General features: G+C 73.4%; 14 protein-coding genes. 4 read left to right on the top strand and 10 right to left on the bottom strand.

Going from position 1 to position 18516, the window contains the following annotated elements; translation table 11 throughout:
- The first annotated feature begins 6 nt into the window (after positions 1–6).
- Both IF46_RS0105130 and IF46_RS33095 read left to right on the top strand, forming a co-directional pair.
- Positions 7–2301, top strand: a complete 2295-nt coding sequence (locus IF46_RS0105130; RefSeq protein WP_030487110.1) for a lantibiotic dehydratase — start codon at positions 7–9, stop codon at positions 2299–2301.
- Positions 2298–3065, top strand: coding sequence for a thioesterase II family protein (locus tag IF46_RS33095; protein WP_030487109.1), 768 nt, complete (start codon positions 2298–2300; stop codon positions 3063–3065). The genes IF46_RS0105130 and IF46_RS33095 overlap by 4 nt, the downstream gene beginning before the upstream one ends.
- Here IF46_RS33095 and IF46_RS33090 read toward each other — a convergent pair.
- Positions 3062–3877 carry a class I SAM-dependent methyltransferase gene (locus IF46_RS33090; RefSeq protein WP_051723661.1) on the bottom strand — a complete coding sequence of 272 codons (816 nt, stop codon included), beginning with the start codon at positions 3875–3877 and terminating at the stop codon, positions 3062–3064. The genes IF46_RS33095 and IF46_RS33090 overlap by 4 nt on opposite strands.
- Positions 3874–6663: a condensation domain-containing protein gene (locus tag IF46_RS0105115; protein ID WP_030487107.1), complete on the bottom strand. Its 2790-nt coding sequence runs from the start codon at positions 6661–6663 to the stop codon at positions 3874–3876. The genes IF46_RS33090 and IF46_RS0105115 overlap by 4 nt, the downstream gene beginning before the upstream one ends.
- A gap of 110 nt (positions 6664–6773) precedes the next feature.
- On the opposite strand from IF46_RS0105115, the gene IF46_RS33085 reads away from it, so the two are divergent.
- On the top strand, positions 6774–7532 hold the full coding sequence (locus IF46_RS33085; RefSeq protein WP_051723660.1) for a thioesterase II family protein: 759 nt from the start codon (positions 6774–6776) through the stop codon (positions 7530–7532).
- A gap of 4 nt (positions 7533–7536) precedes the next feature.
- On the opposite strand, the gene IF46_RS0105105 is transcribed toward IF46_RS33085, so the two are convergent.
- The gene (locus IF46_RS0105105) at positions 7537–10893 is read right to left on the bottom strand and encodes an AMP-binding protein (protein WP_051723659.1); all 3357 of its coding nucleotides are present in this window, start codon (positions 10891–10893) and stop codon (positions 7537–7539) included.
- Between the two features lie 111 nt (positions 10894–11004).
- Here IF46_RS0105105 and IF46_RS0105100 point away from each other — a divergent pair, with 111 nt between their 5' ends.
- The gene (locus IF46_RS0105100; RefSeq protein ID WP_030487104.1) at positions 11005–11544 is read left to right on the top strand and encodes a DinB family protein; all 540 of its coding nucleotides are present in this window, start codon (positions 11005–11007) and stop codon (positions 11542–11544) included.
- Positions 11545–11705: 161 nt separating this feature from the next.
- On the opposite strand, the gene IF46_RS0105095 is transcribed toward IF46_RS0105100, so the two are convergent.
- Genes IF46_RS0105095 through IF46_RS0105065 form a run of 7 tightly spaced genes read right to left on the bottom strand, consistent with a single transcriptional unit; the run spans position 11706 to position 18511 of the window.
- Complete coding sequence (locus tag IF46_RS0105095) at positions 11706–11909, bottom strand: ferredoxin (RefSeq protein WP_030487103.1); 204 nt, start codon at positions 11907–11909, stop codon at positions 11706–11708.
- Entirely contained in the window at positions 11902–13137 is a 1236-nt protein-coding gene (locus IF46_RS0105090) for a cytochrome P450 (RefSeq protein WP_030487102.1), read from the bottom strand. Before IF46_RS0105090 ends, IF46_RS0105095 begins: the two co-directional genes overlap by 8 nt.
- Entirely contained in the window at positions 13134–13442 is a 309-nt protein-coding gene (locus IF46_RS0105085) for a phosphopantetheine-binding protein (protein ID WP_051723658.1), read from the bottom strand. The genes IF46_RS0105090 and IF46_RS0105085 overlap by 4 nt, the downstream gene beginning before the upstream one ends.
- Positions 13439–14704: a cytochrome P450 gene (locus IF46_RS0105080; RefSeq protein WP_084597761.1), complete on the bottom strand. Its 1266-nt coding sequence runs from the start codon at positions 14702–14704 to the stop codon at positions 13439–13441. Before IF46_RS0105080 ends, IF46_RS0105085 begins: the two co-directional genes overlap by 4 nt.
- Positions 14698–15963, bottom strand: a complete 1266-nt coding sequence (locus tag IF46_RS0105075) for a cytochrome P450 (RefSeq protein ID WP_232233937.1) — start codon at positions 15961–15963, stop codon at positions 14698–14700. Before IF46_RS0105075 ends, IF46_RS0105080 begins: the two co-directional genes overlap by 7 nt.
- Positions 15960–17735 (bottom strand): non-ribosomal peptide synthetase, encoded by a 1776-nt coding sequence (locus tag IF46_RS0105070; protein ID WP_051723657.1) that lies wholly within the window; start codon positions 17733–17735, stop codon positions 15960–15962. Before IF46_RS0105070 ends, IF46_RS0105075 begins: the two co-directional genes overlap by 4 nt.
- A 5-nt stretch (positions 17736–17740) precedes the next feature.
- Entirely contained in the window at positions 17741–18511 is a 771-nt protein-coding gene (locus tag IF46_RS0105065; protein ID WP_232233936.1) for a thioesterase II family protein, read from the bottom strand.
- Positions 18512–18516 lie beyond the last annotated feature (5 nt).

The following is an 18516-nucleotide window of genomic DNA, read 5'->3' as shown; positions in this document are numbered from 1 at the left end:
GCACCGATGCGGACCGCCGCCGTACCAACGCTGCCGGGGCCTGCCGGCCAAGCCCCGGCAGCGCACCGGGTGCCGCTTGCCGGCGACTGGTCGCTGTGGCGGCTGAGCGCCCTGCGCGGCACCGGAATGCCGGTGTCCTGGCTGGACGCCTTTGCCCCGCCGGACCCGGATGCCGCCAGCGAGGAGCAGGCCCGCGCCGTGTCCGCCGCCGCGGTGCGCGCGCTCGCCGCCCGGCCGGTCTTCGTCGAGGCGGTGACCTGGCAGAACCCGGCTGTGGTGCGTAACTGGCTGGGCCGCTTCGCGGCCGACCTGGACGGCCGGCTCTCCCGGCGGGACCAGCGGGAGGCGTTAGTCGCCTTCCTCGCCCAGCGCTACTGCGCCAAGAACGAGACCATCGGCTTCTTCGGGCCGGTCGCCTGGGCGCGGTTCGCCGACGACCGCTCCGGCCTGACGCTGACCGGCTCCGGCGGGCTGCGCAGCCGGTCGGTCTATCGGGAGACGTGGGCGGTCGACGCGGTGGCCCGGGCGTTCGCGGCCGACCCGCGTGCCGCCAGCCACCTGATCGTCCGCCGCAACCCGGTGTGCGACCTGACCGGCGGCGTGCTGCGTCGCCCCCGGTCGCGGCCGGAGGAGCTGACCGGCGCCGAAGCCGTGGTCGCGGCCGCGCTGACCCGGCCCCGCCGGGCCGGTGAGCTGGTCGACACCTGCGTCGGGGCCGCTGCGGCCCTGGACCGGCTGATCGCCCGTGGTGTCGTCCTCGCCGGCCTGCCGATTCCGGTGCAGGAGCACCCCGAACGCGACCTGCGCCGGCACGTCGCCGGCGTCACGGACCCGGACCTGCGCGCGGAGTTCACCGAGCGGCTCGACGAGCTGGACCGCTCAGTCGCCGCGGTGGCCGCCGCGGCCGGCGACCCGCCCGCCCTGCTGGACGCCCTCGATCGGCTGACGGAGACGTTCAGCGCCATCACCGGGCGGGCTGGCCACCGCGACAAGCCGGGCACCCCGCTGGGCCGGGCCATGGTCTACGAGGACTGCCGCCGGGACCTCGACGTCACGATCGGCGCCGACCTGCTCGACGACCTGCGCACCCCGCTGGCCCTGATGCTGGACACCGCGCGCTGGCTGCTCGCCGAGACCGGCGTCGAGGTCGAGCGTGACCTCACCCGGCGGTACCGGTCGCTGCGGGACCGCGCCGGTGGCCCGGTCGCACTGTGCGACCTCGTGCTGGCCGCTGGCGACGTGCTCAACGGCATGCCGGGCACGGCGGCCGACCGGGTCGGCGACGACTTCCGCGAACGCTGGGGCGAGCTGCTGTCCACCGCCCGGGGCGCCCCGGCGCGGATGTCCAGCGCCGCCGTGGCGCCGCTGGTGCGGGCGCTCTTCCCGGCCGGGCCGGTGGCCTGGCGCGCTGGCCGTCAGCACAGCCCCGACCTGCTGCTCCGCACCGATCCGGCGGGCGGCCGGCCGCAGTGGGTGCTCGGCGAGCTGCACCTCGCGCTGAACACGATGGAGAACCGGGCCTTCCTCACCCAGGCCGACGACCGCGCGGAACTGCTCGACGCCACCGCGGCCGACTTCACCGGCGGGCGCTTCGTGCCGGTTTACCCAGCGGACGCGCCGGCGGTCACCTCGCGCACCTACCCGCCGCCCGCGATGGACCTGCCGGACCGGTACACCTACTGGTCGTACACGGCCGACGAGGGACACCCGGCGGGCGTCGACCCGCTGCCCGGGGCCGGCCTGCTGGTCACCGAGGAGGGCGGCCAGCTGGTCGTCCGGCCGGCGGACGGTGGCCGCCCAGCCCCGCTGCTCGAGGTCCTCGGCGAGTTCCTCACCGCGCTGGTGGTCAACCGGTTCCGGGTGCGCGACCCGGGCGGGCACCAGCCGCGGCTGATGCTCGACGAGGTGATCATCGCCCGGGAGACCTGGCACCTGCCGCTCGCCAGCATCCCGGCGCCCGAGAACGCCGATTACCGGCACCGCGAGCTGCGGCAGTGGCTGATCGAGCGGGGAATGCCACGGTTCGTCTTCGTGAAGACCGCCGACCAGCCCAAGCCCTACCTGGTCGACCGGGACGCGCCGCTGTCGCTGCGCAACCTGGCCCGGGGCGTGCGGCGCAGCCGGGCGGAGCACGGCGACGCGGCGGCGGCCACCTTCACCGAGATGCTGCCCGCGCCGGACGAGCTCTGGCTCGTCGACGCGGACGGGCAGCGTTACACCAGCGAACTGCGGGTCGTCGCCTACGACGAGACGCAGACGAACGAGCCACTGTGCTCCGGCGACGAGGAAACGCGGACATGATCACGGCTACCCGGTGGTTCGACGACGTGCTCAACCCGGAGGGCGCCGAGGCGGTGACGGTCGCCCTCCCGTACGCCGGCGCCGCCGGACGCGCGTTCCGCCCGCTGCACCCCTACCTGCCCGACGGCTGCGCACTGGCCCTGGTCGACCTGCCCGGGCACGGGCGGCGGATGAGCGAGACCTGCCTGCGCGACGCCGAGGCGGTGATCGACGGTGTGCTCGACGCGATCGGCACCCTGGGGTCGCGCCGGCTGGTGCTGCTCGGCTACAGCCTGGGCGGCTGGCTGGCGTACGAGATCGCCACCCGGCTCACCGAGGCCGGCACCCCACCGGCCGGCCTGATCGTGTGCGGCACCCGAGCACCGCACCACGGGATCGGCCACCCGCCGGTGGCGCACCTGCCGGCCGGCGAGACATTCCTGCGCGAGGCGGTCGCGATGGGTCTCGCCTCCCCGGCGATGCTGGAGCTGCCGGGCTTGGCCGACCTCTTCGCCACCGCGCTGCACGCCGACCTGACCGTGGTGCAGAGCTTCGCCTTCCGGCCCCGACCGCCGCTGCCCGTCCCGGCCTGCGTGGTGGGTTTCGACGCCGACTGGCTGGTGCCGGAGCCCGCGTTGCGGGCCTGGGACGACCTGTGCGCCGCGCCGCCCCTGCACCAGCGGTTGATGGGTGGTCATCTGGCGATGCACGACCAGCAGGAGGAGTTCGGCACGGCGATCCGGGCGGGGCTGGATCACGTGCTGGGTGTCCGGAAAGAAGGCTAGGCGGCGCGGCCGCGGATCAACAGCGCGGCGGCCGGCACGGCGACCTCCTCGCCGCCGACGGTGAAGTCCCTGGCCTCGGCGAGGAACGCCTCGCGGGTCGCCTGCTGCACTTCCCGGCTCTGCACCTGCAGCAGCTCGGTGAAGCCGCAGGAGCCGCCCACCAGGCCCTTCCACCAGTGCCCCGGCGACGGCAGGCGGACCACCGTGGTGGCGGTCTCGACGGTGACCTCGGCGAAGCCCGCCGCAGCCAGCCGGGTGGCCAGGTGGTCGGCGTCGGTGCGCTGGCCGGCCTCGGCCAGCAGCCGCTCTTCGGTCGCGGCGGCCCGCTCCCGCAGCAGGTCGGCGCTGAGCCCGGTGAACGGCGAGACCGCCGCGGGCGCCCAGCCGGCCAGCGCGAGCACGCCGTCGCGGCGCAGCACCCGGCGGGTCTCGGTCAGCGCGGCGTCCAGGTCGTCGAGGTGGGGTAGGACGAACGCGCTGGCCGCCGCGGCGAGGCTCGCGCTCGCCAGGGGCAGGCGCAGGGCGTCGCCGATGACGACCGGGCCGCCGGTGCCGGCCAGCGCGGCGGCGGCCAACTCGGGGGAGATGTCCAGGGCCAGCGACGCCCAGCCGGCCGCCCGCAGCTCCCGGGTGACCACGCCGTCGCCGCAACCGAGGTCCAAGGCCGGGCCGGCGGGGTGGCCGAGTCGGCGGACGAGCGCGCCGGCGAACCGGGCGGTCACCGGCGAGAAGAACCGGGTGTACGCCTCCGCGCGCCGACGTTCCTGGCGAGCCCGGAAGTCGGCGAGCGTGGCCGGGTCCGTCGCGGTCACGGGATCCGCTCGTCCAGCAGCGCCTCGAGGTCCTCGACGCCGGCCAGCTCGGCCTGGGCCTGCACGACCAGCCGGGCGAGCTGGTCGACGGTCGCCGAGCCGAACAGGTCGCGCAGCGGCAGCTCCACGCCGTAGACGTCGCGGACCCGGGCGACGAGCCGGGTGGCCAACAGCGAGAAGCCGCCCAGCTCGAAGAAGCTGTCGTAGACGCCGATCCGCTCCACGTCGAGCAGCTCGTGCAGGATCGCGGTCAGCTCGCGTTCCAGCGGGGTGCGGGGCGGCACATAGGTGCCCAGCGCCTCGCTGTCCTCGTCGGGCTGCGGAAGGGCGGCCAGGTCGTATTCGCCGTCCGCGGTCAGCGGCAGCCGGTCGAGCACCATCAGGTGACGGGGGAGCAGGTTTTCCGGCAGCCGGGTCACCAGGTGCTGGTGCACGGCGCCGGCGCCGTTCTGCGGCCCGCAGACATACGCGACCAGCCCGGTGACCAGAGCTTCCCGGACGTCCGGGGCGTCGCGCAGTGTGCCGACCGTCTCGGTGACGTCCGGCGTCGGATCGGTGGTGCCGACGAATTCGAGTGTGCCGTCGGCCCAGCGCCGACCGAGGTGGCCGGTCCGCCGCTCGCCGGCGTGCAGCTCGACGACCTCGCCGACCGCGGCCGGGCGGCCGGAGCGGTCCGGCAGCCGCAGGGAGCTGCCTGGCAGCTCGGTGCCGAGCGGCACGCGCAGCGGCGCGGTCTCCAGCTTCCATCCGTCCGGCACCGGATAGGCGGCCAGTGGCCCGCCCGGCTCGTCCACGCCGTAGAGCCCGACGCAGTCGGCCGAGGCGGACAGCTGGCGTACCAGCTCCACGTCGTGCGCCAGGAAGTCGCCGCGGTTGCCGACGAAGACGTGGCGCAGGCTCGGCAGCCCGGCCTCGCCGGCCCGGGCGGCCAGCGCGCGCAGCACCGGCGGGTCGACGTGCAGCACGCTGATCCCGGCGTCGCGTAGCCAGACGAGCAGGGCGTCGAGGTCGCCGAGGGGTGCGTCCGTGGTCGGCACCACCTCCCCGCCGGAGGTGTCCGCCGCCGCTCGGTGCCCGGGCCGCGGCGACAGCACCGCGATGCGCTCGGACCGCAGGTCGGGAAGCGCGGCCGGCACGGGGGCGACGGCCGGCTCGGCATCGCTGAGCGGATAGTCGAAGACGGCTCGGTCGGAATCCGCCACGGCGGCGAGCAGCAGGGTGCGGACCTGCTCGAAGAGCGCCCGGATCATCGGCTCGGTGTAGCGGTCGGCGTTGTACTCCAGGTCCAGGTGCAGCACACCGCCAGACTCCCGGGCCGTCAGCGTCAGGTCGAACTTGCTGGGCGGGGCCGGCGCGTCCATCGGCTGGGTAGTCACGCCCGAGAGCGGCTCGACACCGAAGTCGTCCACGCCGTTCAGCGCGACCTGGAAGAGCGGGGTGCGGCCGGGCACCCGGGCGAACTTCAGCTGGCCCGCCAGCAGGTCGAGCGGTGCGTCGGCGTGCTCGTAGCCGCCAAGCGCGGCCCGGCGCACCCGGTCGAGCAGGTCGGCGAACGACGGTCGGCCGGCCAGGTCGATGCGCAGCGGCAGGGTGTTCACGAAGAAGCCGATGAGGTTCTTCGTGCCGGCGTCGGTGCGGCCGGTGATCGGCACCCCGATCACCACGTCCCGGTCGCCGGTCCAGCGGGCCAGCACCGTGCCGAGCGACGCGAGCAGCGCCATGAAGGTGGTGACGTGGTATTGCCGGCACAGCCGGTGCACCGCCTCGGTGTCCGCTTCGGACAGCACCGCACGGATGCGGTCGCCGCGCGCCTGTTCGGCCTGCACCCGCCAGCGCGTGGTCGGCAGGTTCAGCGCCGGGGGAGCACCGGCCAGGTGGTCGCGCCAGTAGTTCACCTGGCCCTCGAGCGCCTCGCCGACCAGCCACCGGCGCTGCCAGGCCGCGAAGTCGCGGTACTGCACCGGCAGCGGCGGCAGCTCGGCCCGGGTGGCGTCGCCACCGACCAGATAGAGCGCCGACAACTCGCGTACGAACAGCCCGGTCGACCAGTCGTCACAGACGATGTGGTGGGCGGTGATGCTGAGCACGTGCTCGGTGTCGCTGAGCCGGATCAGCGTGCACCGGAAGAGTGGGCCGGTGGCCAGGTCGAACGGCGTGGCTGCGTCCTCGTCCGCCGCCCGGCGGGCCGCTGCGGCTTGGTCGCCCGGCTCGCCGCCGACGTCGCGGACGGCGATGTGCCAATCCGCGCCGACCTCGTCGACCGCCTGCTGGGGCCGTCCGTCCACGAGCGGGAACCGGGACCGCAGCGCCTGGTGCCGCTGCAGGATCGCGGCGATTGAGGCGTTCAGCGCCGCCACGTCCAGCGGGCCGGAGAGGCGCAGTCGGCCGTGCACGTTGTAGGCCGACTCCGGCGCCAGTTGGTTCTCCAGCCACAGCCGCTGCTGGTCGAAGGAGAGCACCGGCTCGGAGTCCGGGTCACGGGGCGTGACCGGCGGCCGTTCCGAGGGTGCGGCCGCGGCCACCGCAGCGGCGAGCGCGGCGACCGTCGGAGCCTCGAAGAAGCTCATCGACTGGATGCTGACGCCGTAGACGTCGCGGATCTTCGCGATCACGTCGATGGCGGCCAGCGAGTCGCCGTCCAGCTCGAAGAAGTCGTCGTAGACGCCGATGTCCGTCCGCTCCAGAGCCGTCGCCCAGATGCTGGCGATGGTCTGCTCGCGCGGTGTGCGCGGCGGCACTCTGGCGCCCTCGTCACCGATCGGCTGCGGGTGTGATTCCAGGGCCATGACGCCACGTTAGGCAACCCACCGGGCGCGGGGACGTCGCCGAAAGCGGGGACCGCCGCCCCCGGCGTACGGCCGATTGACTGATTATGGCGTCTTTCGGAGGCTCATTCATGTCTGGTGTTCACTCGTGGTTTCCCTACCGTGTCCCAGCCGAGGGGACCGAGATCTTCGCGTTCCCGCACACCGGTGCCGCGTCCACGGTCTTCAACGCGCTGCGCCGGCACCTCGAGCCGCACGGCACGACGCTGACCGCGGCCGTGCTGCCCGGGCACGGGCGGCGGGTCCGCGAGCAGCCGCACCGGGAGATGAGCGCGCTGGTCGCCGACTTCGACCGGGCCGCCGCAAGCGACGGCTACGCGGCCTTCCAGGGCGACTACGCGCTGATGGGGCACTGCCTCGGCGCGCTGATCATCTTTGAGCTGGCCCGACGGCTGGTGGACGCGCCGTGCCGCAACCCGCGGCTGCTGGTGTTCTGCCACTGCCCGCCGCCGGCCCTGATGTACGACTCTGGGATGAGCCGCCTGCCGACCGAGGAGCTACTGGCCCAGACGTCGTCGATGGGCGGCACGCCACCGGGCCTGCTGGCCGACCCCGACTTTCGCAAGCTGCTCGAGCGGGTGCTGCGCGCCGACTGGGCGCTCGGCGACGACTACGTGTTCCGCGGGCCGGCCCGACTGCCGATCCCGGTGCTGGCCGTGCGTGGCGCCGACGACCCGTTCGTGGACGCGACGGATCTGCCGTTGTGGGGCGACCACACCAGCGCCGGGTTCCGCACCGCCGAGGTCGGCGCCGGGCACTGGTCGCTCGCCGACGACGCCGCCGGCAAGCTCGCCGACGAGATCCGGGCCGCGCTGGCGGCGACCGGCTGACCCCTCAGGCCGGCGTCGCCCGGGATGCGCCGCGGGCCAACTCGCCGACCTCGCGATCGGCGTCGGCGGCCAGCAGCTCCAGCACCTGGGTGTAGCGGCCGGCGAACGCCTCCGCCGAGATGTCGTCGAGCACCCCCGCCCCGTACCGCAGCAGGCCGTGCAGCACCCCGCCGACCTCGGCCATCGCGAGGTCCAGCGGCCGGGTGGCCTCGCCGGGCGGCAGCGCGATCGTCTCCACCTCGAGCGGACCGAGCTTGCGGCGGACCCCGCCCAGGCCGATCGAGATGGCCGGCGCCAGGTCGTCACCGTCCGGCGACCGGTTCACGGTGAACATCGTCTCGAACAGCAGCCGCCCACGGTGCGTGGTCCGGTGCCGCTCGGCAAGCACGATCATCGGGTAGTCCTGGTGCTCCAGCGCGTCGATCACCCCGGTCCGGGTGCGCGCCAGCAGGTCGCGGAACGGCTCCCGTTCGGTGGTCCGGCTGCGCACCATGACCGGGTTGGTGCAGCAACCGACCACGTCGGTGAACTCCAGCCGGGTGCGCGCGGCCGCGCTCACGCCGACGGCCACGTCGTCCTTGCCGCTCTGTCCGTGCAGCAGCGTCTGGTAGGCGGCGAGCAGCAGTACCTGCAGCGTCACCCTCTCGGTGGCGGCCCGTTCGTGCAACCGTCGGGTCAGGTCGGCGGAGAGCACGAACGTGTGCGACCCGCCCCGGCCGGCGCCGTCTCGCCGCGAGCCGGGCAGCGACAACCCCGGCACGCCGGCGCCCACCTGGTCGTCCCAGTAATCCTTGAGCCGGCCGGCGGACTCCGGGTCGCTCAGGACGGCCCGCTGATCGGCGACCACGTCCAGATAGGTGGCTCGGGGCGCCGGCAGCGCGAGCGGCCGCCCGGCCTGCTCGGCGGCGTATGCCTGGGCGAGTTCCCGGGCCAGGATGGTCGCCGCGTAGAAGTCGGCGATGATGTGATGCATCGACAGCAGCAGCACGTCGCCGCCGGGGCGCCGGAACAGGTCGGCGCGCAGCAACGGCCCCGCCACCAGGTCGAACGGGGTGTGCGCGACGTCCGACAGCCGGTCGGCCAGCTCGGCCTCGGTCAGCCCGTCTGCGTCGTGCTCGCGAAACGCCGGCGACCCGGTCGGGTGCACCACCTGCACGGGCGTGCTGCCCCTGCGGGGGAAGGTCGTGCGCAGGATCGGATGGCGGGCCACCAGGACGCCCAGCGCGCGACGCAGCACCTCCGGGTCCACCGGCGACAGCAGGCGTAGCGCCACCGCGATGGTATAGACGGTGCTGGCCGGCTCCAGGTGCTGCAGCACCCACATCCACCGCTGGTTGGCTGCCAGCGGGCCGGTCGGCTCCTGGTCATCGTCGTGCACCGGCGCCGACGTCGGTGCCGGCCGCGCGGCCGGCTCGTCGAGCTGCTCGGCGAGCAGGCCGGCGACCTGCGTCAGGCTGGCGCCGCTGAGCAGCGGGGCGAGCGGCAGCGTCACGCCCAGCTCCACCGCCATCCGCTGCTTGAGCTGAACGACGGCGAGCGAGTCGAGGCCGGCGTTCAGCAGCGGCTCGCCGCGCTCGACGTCGTCGGGCGCGACCCCGCCCAGCTGGGCCATGTGGCCGAGCAGGTAGGCCTCCAGCCGACCGTGGCGTTCGCCGGCCGGTGCCGACAGCACCTCTTCGGCCGTGACCGACGGTGCGGTGGCAGCGTCTTCGGAGGTCGACACCCGGCCCAGCTCGGGCAGCTCGCCGTCGCAGAACAGCTCGCGGCACCGCCACCGCTGGATCTTGCCGCTGGACGTCTTGGGTAGACCGCCGGCCCGCACCAGCGCCACCGTGTGCACCTGCACGCCGTGCTCCTCGGCGATCGCCCGGCGGATCCGACCCGCGAGGTCACCGACGTCCAGTTCCGCCGCGCCGCGCCGCGCCTCCAGCACCACGACCAGCCGGTCCTCGTCGTCGCCCGGCACCAGGAAAGCCGCCGCGCAGCCGGGCCGCACCACCGGGTCGGTGCGCTCCACGGTGTGCTCGATGTCCTGCGGGTAGTGGTTGCGGCCGCGCACGATCAGCAGGTCCTTGAGCCGGCCGGTCACGACGAGCTCGCCGCCGTCGAGGAAGCCCAGGTCGCCGGTGCGCAGGAAGCCGGTGCCGAAGACCCGCGCGGTCTGGTCGGGCTGATTCCAATAGCCCTTCGCCACGCTGGGGCCGGCCACCAAGATCTCGCCCACCGTGCCGTCCGGGACGGGCTCGGCGGTGGCCGGGTCGACGACGGCGACCCGCTGGTCGTCGGCCGGTCGCCCGCAGCTGACCAGGGGAGCCGGCAGGCCGTCGGCGGTCACCTCGCGGGCGCCCCGGGCGGCGGAGACGATGAGCGTCGCCTCGGCCAGGCCGTAGCAGGGCAGAAACGCCTCCGCCCGGAAGCCGGCCGGGGCGAACGTGCGGGCGAACCGGCGCAGCGTGTCCGGGCGAATCGGCTCGGCCCCGTTGAAGGCCACCCGCCAGCCGCTCAGGTCGAGCTGTGCGACCTGAGCCGGGTCGGACTTACGGACGCACAGCTCATAGGCGAAGTTCGGGCCGCCGCTGATCGAGGCGCCGTATTTGTGCACCGCCCGCAGCCAGCGCATGGGTTCCTCGAGGAAGTGCAGCGGCGACATCAGTGTGACGGTGGCTCCGGCGTGCAGCGGCTGCAGCAGGCCGCCGATCAGGCCCATGTCGTGATAGGGCGGCAGCCAGGAGACGCCGCTGTCCTGCTCGCTGGTGTCGAAGAAGCCGCGGATCAGCCCGGAGTTGTGCAGCAGGTTGGCGTGCGACAGCATCACCCCGCGCGGCGTCGAGGTGGAGCCGGACGTGTACTGCAGCAGCGCCGTGGCCTCCGGCTCGTCCGAGAAGACGTCGCCGGCCGGGTCGGCCTCGGTCTCGTCCACCGCGATCCAGCGCAGTGCGCCCAGCTCGGGGGCGAGGCGCGCCACGTCGTCGAGGAATCCCAGCAGTGGCGAGGTGGTCAGGGCGATCGCCGGGCCGGCGTCGCGGGCCACGGCGGCGAGCCGGGGAAGGGTCCGCTCCAGCGCGAACGGGTCCGGCGGATAGACCGGCACCGCGATGACTCCGGCGTAGAGGCAGCCGAAGAACGCCGTGACGTAGTCGAGGCCCGGCGGCAGCAGGAGCAGCACCCGATCACCGGGAGCGCTACCGGAATCCCGTAGGGCAGCGGCGATCCCGGCGGCCCGCGCGTCCGCCTCCGCGTACGTGAGCAGCATCTGCTCGTCCTCGCCGTCGGCGAGGAACCGGTATCCGAGGTGACCGGGAAGCTCGCTGGCCCGCCGGCGTAGCAGCTCGGCGATGGTCCTGATGGTCTGGGTGCCCACTGCTGTCCTTCCGATGTGCCGATCGACCCGCTCCACCTCCCAGCCAACCCGGCGGCACACGGTCCCGCCTGTCAGGTGTTCTTGCGACTGGGCCGCCGGTACGGTCAGGGCATGACCACTTGGGACGATCAAGGCCGCCCCGAGCCGCCAGGCGCCGGCACCGAGGTCGAGACGCTGCTCGGTTTCCTCGACTTCCAGCGGGCCACGCTCGCCTGGAAGACCGCCGGGGTCGGCGCCGACGGCCTGCGGGCCCGCCTGGTGGCCTCCCCGATCAGCCTCGGCGGGGTGCTCAAGCACCTGGCCTGGGTGGAGTATTTCTGGCTCTCCTACAACCTGCACGCCCACGAGGAGCAGCCGCCGTGGGCGGCGGTCAACTGGTCGACCGACGGCGACTGGCCCTGGGAGTCGGCCGCCGACGACAGCCCCGAGGAGTTGACCGCCCTGTGGGAGCACTGGGTCGCCCGAGGCCGTGAGCTCACCGCCGCCGCGTTGGCGACCGGCGGGCTCGACCAGCTGTCCGGCCGGCCCTGGCCGGACCGCGAGGGGCCGACGCTGCGCTGGATCGTGGTGCACCTGATCGAGGAGTACGCCCGGCACCTCGGCCACGCCGACCTGCTGCGCGAGGCGTACGACGGGGTGACCGGCGACTAGCGCCTGTTTCATAAGAACTGGCCGGCCTGCGGCGGGCCCGGACGACGACCGGCGGCGTTGCGGTTTCGTCCAGATACAACACCGGTATCCGAACGAAACCGCGCCTTGCCGGACCGCCGCCCGGACTCCGCCTCGGCTCGACCGCCCTTATGAAACAGGCGCTAGTCCGCCGGGCTCAGGTGGATCGCCGCGGTCGGGCAGAGTTGGGCCGCCTGGTCGACCACGTCGGCGTCGCTGACCACCTCGGTCAGCGGCACCGCGCGGTCGTGCTCGTCCAGCTCGAAGAGGCCGGCCGCGACCACCGTGCAGGTCGCCGACCCGACACAGCGTTCCCGGTCGACCGTCACGCGCACCTGGTCAGCCATGCTGAGCCACCTCAAGCTTTACTGGGGCGTGCCGGTAGCCGGCCACGAAGTTGGACGCCACGTGGCTCGGCGGCCCGGCCGGCGCGACGTCGGTGACCAGCTCGAACATCTCGGTGAACACGTGCCGGATCATGCGGCGAGCGAGGGGTGCGCCGAGGCAGTTGTGCGGGCCGCTGCCGAAGGCCAGATGCCGGTTGGGCCACCGGGCCGGGTCGAAGGCGTACGGGTCGGTGAAGACTGCCTCGTCCCGGTTGGCCGAGCCCAACCAGACCACCACCGGCGCGCCGGCCGGCAGCCGTACCCCGCCCAGCTCGACCTCTGTCGTGGCATGTCGCAGGAAGTGGTTGGCCGGCGAGGCCCACCGGAAAGCCTCCTCGATCAGCGGGTCGAGCAGCTCGGGCCGGCCGGCGTATTCGGCGTACCGCCCGCTCTCCGCCAGTTGGTAGAGGCCAGCCGTGGCGGCGTGCGGCCAGGTGGCGGCACCCACCATCAGGCTGTAGCAGTTGGACACCATGCTGCCCGGGTCGGGCTGGTCGTCGATCCGCAGGTCGAGCAGCGCGCTCATCAGATCGGATCCCGGGTTCTCGCGCCGCTCGTGGGCCTTGTCCTGAAAATAGGCGAACAGCGCGCGATGCGCGCGTTGCAGCGTCGCCTGTGGGCCCTTGGGCAGCATGCGGGCCGGCTCGTCCGGGGCGACAGCCATCGCGGCCAGGTCGGTGAGCTGCTGCCAGTCGTCGGCGGGCAGCGCCATCATGCTGCCGAGCACCGCGACCGGCAGGCCGGACATCACCGTGGCGACGTCCATCTCGCCGGCCTCGACGGAGGGCATCAGCAGCGCCCGTACGCGTTCCCGGATCATCGGGTCCTCGCCGGCCGTGGAGCGCAGCGACAGGGTCTGGTGCAGCGGGCTGCGCATCGCCGTGTGGCGCGGCGGGTCGGTGGCGGCGAGCTGCCGGCCGGCCGCCGGGTCGGGTCGGCCGAGCACGTTGAGGAAGGTGCCGCGGGTGGAGGTGAACGACCGGTGGTCGCGCAGCACCCGATCGACGTCGGGGTGTCGGGTGACCGACCAGTATTCGATCCCGGCGCCGGTCTGCCGCAGCGACACCGGCGCCGTGCGGCGCAGCTCGCGCCACACCGCGTGCGGGTCGCCGTCGACGTAATACGCCGGATCGGTCAGGTCGGCGCCGAGGTCCACCGGCCGGCCCGGATCGGGTGGGGTCAGCCTCACGATCCACCGTCCCGGAGCTGCTCGATCGCCTCGGCCAGCTCGGCGATGGTGGGCTGCAGGTAGAGCGTGGTGGCCGGCACATGCACGCCCATCGCGCGCTCGGTGGCCACTAGCAGGTCCGCGGCCCGCAGCGAGTGGCCGCCGAGCTCGAAGAAGTCGTCGTCCACCCCGATCCGGTCGACCTTGAGGTATTCGCTCCACATCCGGGCCAGTTCCTGTTCGAGCGGGCTGCCCGGCGCCCGGTAGTCCGACGAGAGCTCCCGCTCCTCCCGCCGCACCACGGTGTCCTGTTGCGGGTCGTTCACGTGATCACCGCCGCCCGGCGGGCCGACACCGGCTGGAAGTCCACCGGCAGACTGGTGATGCCGTTGATGAAGTTCGAGGTCAGATGGGTGACCGGCCCGGCGACGTGGAACTCGCTCAGCCGGTCGATCATCTCCTCCAGCAGCACGCCGAGCACCTGCTGGGCCGGCGGGCCACCGATGCAGCGGTGCGGGCCCAGGCCGAAGGCGAGGTGCGGGTTGGGGTTGCGGCCGGGGTCGAAGGTGTACGGGTCGGCGAAGATCGCGTCGTCCCGATCCGCCGACGCCACCCAGGCCGCGACCAGCTCCCCGGCCTCCAAGCGGGTGCCGGCGATCTCCACCGGGGCGTTGGTGCGCCGCAGCAGGTGGTTGGTCGGCGAGGCCCAGCGCAGGCTCTCCTCGACGGCGGCCGGCACCAGCCCCGGCGTGCTGCGCAGCCGCTGCCACGCCTCCGGCTGCTCGGCCAGCGCCAGGATCAGGTGCGAGGCCACCTGGGCGGTGGTCGTCACCGAGCCCATCGCGAAGCTGTAGCAGTTCAGCAGCACCTCGTGCGCGTCCATCGGCCGGCCGTCCGGGCGCAACCCGAGCAGCACCGAGACCACGTCGTCGGCGGGGTGCGCCTGCTTGTATCGGATCAGCTCGGAGAAGACGGCGATCAGGTTGTGGTGTGCCTTGCGCAGGGTCTCGGCGGGGCTGCCCTCGGCGTACTGCGGGTCCTCCGGCGCGACCCCGGCCATCGCCCACCGTGGTAGATCATCGAAGATCGATTCCGGCAGGCCGATGGTCTCGCCGACCGCGCACATCGGCAGGTGCAGCATGAGCTCCGCGACGTCCACCGTCCCGCCCGCGTCGAAGACGTCCGCCACCAGCCGTCGCACCCGGGCCCGCACCTGGTCGGCGCGGTTGCGCACGGTGTGGGTGGACATCAGCCGCATCGTCGGCAGTCGAACGTCGGCGTGCTTGGGCTGGTCCATCAGGTTGATGGTCTTGCCGCCCGCGCTGTCGCCGGCCGCCACGGCCAGGATGGTGCCGTGCTCGGAGCTGAAGTTCTTGTCGTCCATCAGCACCGCGGCCACGTCCCGATAGCGGGTCACCGACCAGAACCGGATGCCGTCCGGGGTTTCCTGCGGCCAGATCGGGTGGTCGCGCCGCAGCCGGTGCCAGGCGCCGTGCTGGGACCGTGCGGCGTACCGCGCTGGGTCGTAGAGGTCGATCTCGCCCACCGGGTCGGCGAGCTCGTCGGCGGCCGGTCCGGTCATCAGCATGGTGCGTTCCTTCCCACCTGCCGGACCGGCAGCGACACCAGCCCGTTGATCCAGTTGGACCGCAGGTGCGTCGGCGGCCCGGTCAGTTCGAAGCCCGCGTAGCGGCGGACCAGCTCTTCGAAGAGCAGGGTCAGCGCGAGCCGGGACATCGGCGCGCCGATGCAGTAGTGCGGGCCGCCGCCGAAACCCAGGTGCCGGTTCGGGCGTCGGTCGATGTCGAAGGTGTAGGGATCGTCGAACACCGCCTCGTCCCGGTTCGCCGAGGCCACCCACGCCGACACCCAGTCGCCGGCCCGGATCGTGGCCCCGCCGAGCTCGACGTCAGCGGTGGCCCGCCGCACCAGGTGGTGGGTGGGCGAGGACCAGCGGACGCCCTCCTCCACCAGGCCCTCGACGGCGCCGCGGTCGTCGCGCAGCCGGGGCCACAGCTCGGGTCGCTGGGTCAGCGCCAGCAGCGTGTGGCTCGCGACGTTCGGCGTGGTGGTGTTGGCCCCGAGGATGAAGCTGTAGCAGTTCAGCAGCACCTGCCACTCGCCGAGCGGCTTGTCCCGCCCGCTCATCGCGTCGGTGATCTCGATGAGCACCGAGATGAGGTCCTTGCCGGGATGCGCACGGCGGTGCCGCACCAGGTCACGGAAGACCGCGAAGAGTTGGTGGTGGGCCAGCCGCAGGGTCTGCGCCGGGTTGGCGCCGAGGGCGTAGGCCGGGTCGTCGGGCGCCACGCAGGCGGCCGCCCACAGCGCGATGTCGTCCCAGTGCTCCGGTGGGATGCCCATGAACTCGCCGGCCAGCACCATCGGTAGGCGCCGCATCAGCCGGGCGAAGTCGACCTCGCCGTCGTCACACGGCTCGACCAGCTCGGTGACCCGGGCCCGGATGAACGGCGTCCGCTCCTGCACGACCGCGTGCCCGAGGGCCCGCATCGACGGCACCCGGATCGCGGCGTGCTCGGGCGGGTCGGTCAGCGTGATGGTCTGCCCGCCGGCCGTGTCGCCGACGCCCACCGACGCCAGGATGGTGCCCTCCTGCGAGCTGAACGTGCGGTAGTCCTTCACCACCTTCTCGCAGTCGGCGTGCCGGGTGACGCACCAGAACCCGGTGGCGTCCGCCCGCTCCTGCCACCACACCGGCGCCTTGGCGCGCATGGTCCGCCAGGTGGGGTGCTGGTCGGCCAGCACGTACGTCTGCGGGTCGTAGAGGTCCACGTCGGACAGCTCGACCGGCATGTCGAACGGCGGCAGCGTCAGCTCCACGGTCACCCACCCGCCCGGCCGGCCGTGAGCTGCGGGTCGACGACCGCGGCCAGCTCCCGGATCGTGGGGTTGTTGAAGAACTGCACCGCGTCCAGCTCGATGCCGTGCGTGCGTAACTGTTCGAGCATCGCCACGCTGCGCAGCGAGTCCCCGCCCAGCAGATAGAAGTCGTCGTCGATACCGACGACGTCCATCGTGAGCACATCGGCCCAGGCGCGCGCGAAGACCTGCTCGATCTCGTTCTTCGGCGGCACGTAGGGCGGCAGGAAGGTGAGCTCGGCCCGCGCCGCGAACGGGTTGGGCAGCCGGCTGCGGTCCGGTTTGCCGTTCGGGTCGAGCGGCAGCTCGTCCAGCGTCACGAAGGTCGCCGGGATCATGTAGGCCGGCAGGCGCTGGCCAAGCCAGTCGCGTACCGCCGCGACGGTGATCCGCCGGCCGGGCGCCGGCACCACGTGCGCGGCCAGGCGCTTGTCGGCGGTGTCGTCGGCGACCGCGACCACCACCGCGGCGCCGAGGTCGGGATGGCTCAGCAGGGTGCTCTCGATCTCGCCCAGCTCGATCCGGAAGCCGCGGACCTTGACCTGCCGGTCCACCCGGCCGCGGAAGTCCACCGAGCCGTCCGGCAGCACGCAGCCGAGGTCGCCGGTGCGGTACATCCGGGCGCCGGGCTCCCCGCCGAACGGGTCGGGGAGAAAGCGTTCCGCGGTCAGCACAGGCCGGCCGTGATAGCCGCGGGCCACGCCGGTGCCGCCGAGATAGATCTCGCCGACCTCCCCGGCCGGCACCGGCCGCAGGTCCGGCCCCAGCACATACATCGTCTTGCCAGTCAGCGGCGTGCCGATCGGCACCCGGGCCGGCTCGTCGCCGCCCGGCGGCACGTGGTGCAGCGAGGCGTAGACGGTCGTCTCGGTCGGGCCGTAGGCGGCATAGACCCGGGCCTGGGTCGCCGCGGCGGTGCGAATGTGCCGGGGCGACAGCACGTCGCCGCCGGTCAGCAGGCAGCCGACCGCGTCGAGCGCGGCCGCGTCGTGCTGGGCCAGCAGGTGGAACAGCCCGGTGGTGAGGAACAGCCAGTCCGGCCGCCACCGGCGCAGCTCCGCGCCGAGCTGGGCGACGGTGCTGCGGGCGTCCATGATCACCACTTGTCCGCCGGAGCACAGCGCACCCCAGATCTCGAACACCGACGCGTCGAACGCGGCCGGGGCGAGCTGGGCGACCGTCTGGCCGGAGCGGACCGCGATCCGCGGATCGGTGGTCAGCCGCACCACGCCAGCGTGCGGGACCACCACACCCTTGGGCTGGCCGGTCGACCCGGAGGTATAGACGACGTACGCGGCAGCGTCAGGTCCCACCCGTACGCGGGGGGCCTCGACCTCGGTGGCGGGTAGGTCCTCCAGCACCACCACCTCGACCGGGTCGCCGCCCGGCTCGGCCGGCGTGCCTGCCTTGTCGGTCACCAGCACGGCGATGCCTGCGTCGGCCAGCACGAAGGCGCGCCGCTGCTCGGGATAGTCGCTGTCCAACGGCACATAGGTCCCACCGGCCTTCAGCGTGGCCAGAAAGGCCACCACCATCGCCGGCCCCCGCGGCAGCGACACCGCGACCCTGGTCTCCAGGCCCACTCCGCGCGCTGCCAGGTGCCCGGCCAGCCGATCGGCCCGGGCGTCCAGCTCCGCATAGGTAAGCGTCTCGTCGTCACCCACGACCGCCGACGCGTCCGGTTGTTCCCGGGCCCACCGCGCGACGAGCTCGTGGATCGTGGCCGTCTTCTCCGTCACGGTGGTTACCCGTCCTTTCGAACGACGTCGTTTGTCTTCAGCCATCGGCCCAGCGCCTCGCGCAGGACGTCCGGGCAGTGCAGGAAGTCGAGATGCTCACCGTCCAGCAGTTCCTCGGTGACCTCGGCGCGGTCCGCCCAGCCGGGGAACACCGTCTCCGGCGGGACGACGTCGTCGCGGGTCCAGGCGACGACGATCACCGGGCACGGCACCCGGCGACTGGGCTCGAAGCGATAGCCGCGCTGCACCTCCAGGTCGGTGCGCAGCACCCGCGCGGCCAGCTCGACGAAGTCGGCCCGAACCGGCGAGCCGGACCGCTCGAACAACGCGGTGGTCTCGGCGACCAGGTCCAGCGTCGCCAGATCGGCGAAGTTGAGCCGGCCGTAGAGGCCGCGGTCCGGCGCACCCCACGAAGAGCTGATCAGCCGGGTCGGCAACGGCAATCCGCGCCGGTCCAGCTCGGCGATCGTGTCCAGCGCGAACGGCACCCCGCCGCAGTGCGCGGCGAACGAGTATTCGCCGCGCACGAAGGGCTCGAGCACGTCGGCGAGGTCGGTGGCGAACGCGGCGTGGGTGCGGTGGGGTTCCTCCCGCATCCGGTTCTCCCGGCCCGGCGGTTGCAGGGCGCAGACCTGGTGGCCACCGATCTGCCGCGGCCATTGCCGGTAGGAGGAGGCGCCGGCCCCGGCGTAGGGGAAGCAGAAAAGGATGGGTGTGTCCACGGACGGTGGCGGCATCAGCCACCGCCGCGCCGAGGCGTTCACTGCGGCGCTCATGTCAC

This window comes from Micromonospora chokoriensis, from assembly GCF_000718555.1.
Classification (GTDB): domain Bacteria; phylum Actinomycetota; class Actinomycetes; order Mycobacteriales; family Micromonosporaceae; genus Micromonospora; species Micromonospora chokoriensis_B.
Note: the sequence above shows the minus strand (reverse complement) of the source record. Positions and strands in the feature narration are given on the sequence as shown.

Coding starts and splice junctions, on each gene's coding strand:
- IF46_RS0105095 (WP_030487103.1), bottom strand. CDS start 11,909: ATGGCTGACCAGGTGCGCGTGACGGTCGACCGGGAACGCTGTGTCGGG.
- IF46_RS0105080 (WP_084597761.1), bottom strand. CDS start 14,704: ATGCTGATGACCGGACCGGCCGCCGACGAGCTCGCCGACCCGGTGGGC.
- IF46_RS0105065 (WP_232233936.1), bottom strand. CDS start 18,511: ATGAGCGCCGCAGTGAACGCCTCGGCGCGGCGGTGGCTGATGCCGCCA.
- IF46_RS33085 (WP_051723660.1), top strand. CDS start 6,774: ATGTCTGGTGTTCACTCGTGGTTTCCCTACCGTGTCCCAGCCGAGGGG.
- IF46_RS0105130 (WP_030487110.1), top strand. CDS start 7: ATGCGGACCGCCGCCGTACCAACGCTGCCGGGGCCTGCCGGCCAAGCC.
- IF46_RS0105100 (WP_030487104.1), top strand. CDS start 11,005: ATGACCACTTGGGACGATCAAGGCCGCCCCGAGCCGCCAGGCGCCGGC.
- IF46_RS33095 (WP_030487109.1), top strand. CDS start 2,298: ATGATCACGGCTACCCGGTGGTTCGACGACGTGCTCAACCCGGAGGGC.
- IF46_RS0105115 (WP_030487107.1), bottom strand. CDS start 6,663: ATGGCCCTGGAATCACACCCGCAGCCGATCGGTGACGAGGGCGCCAGA.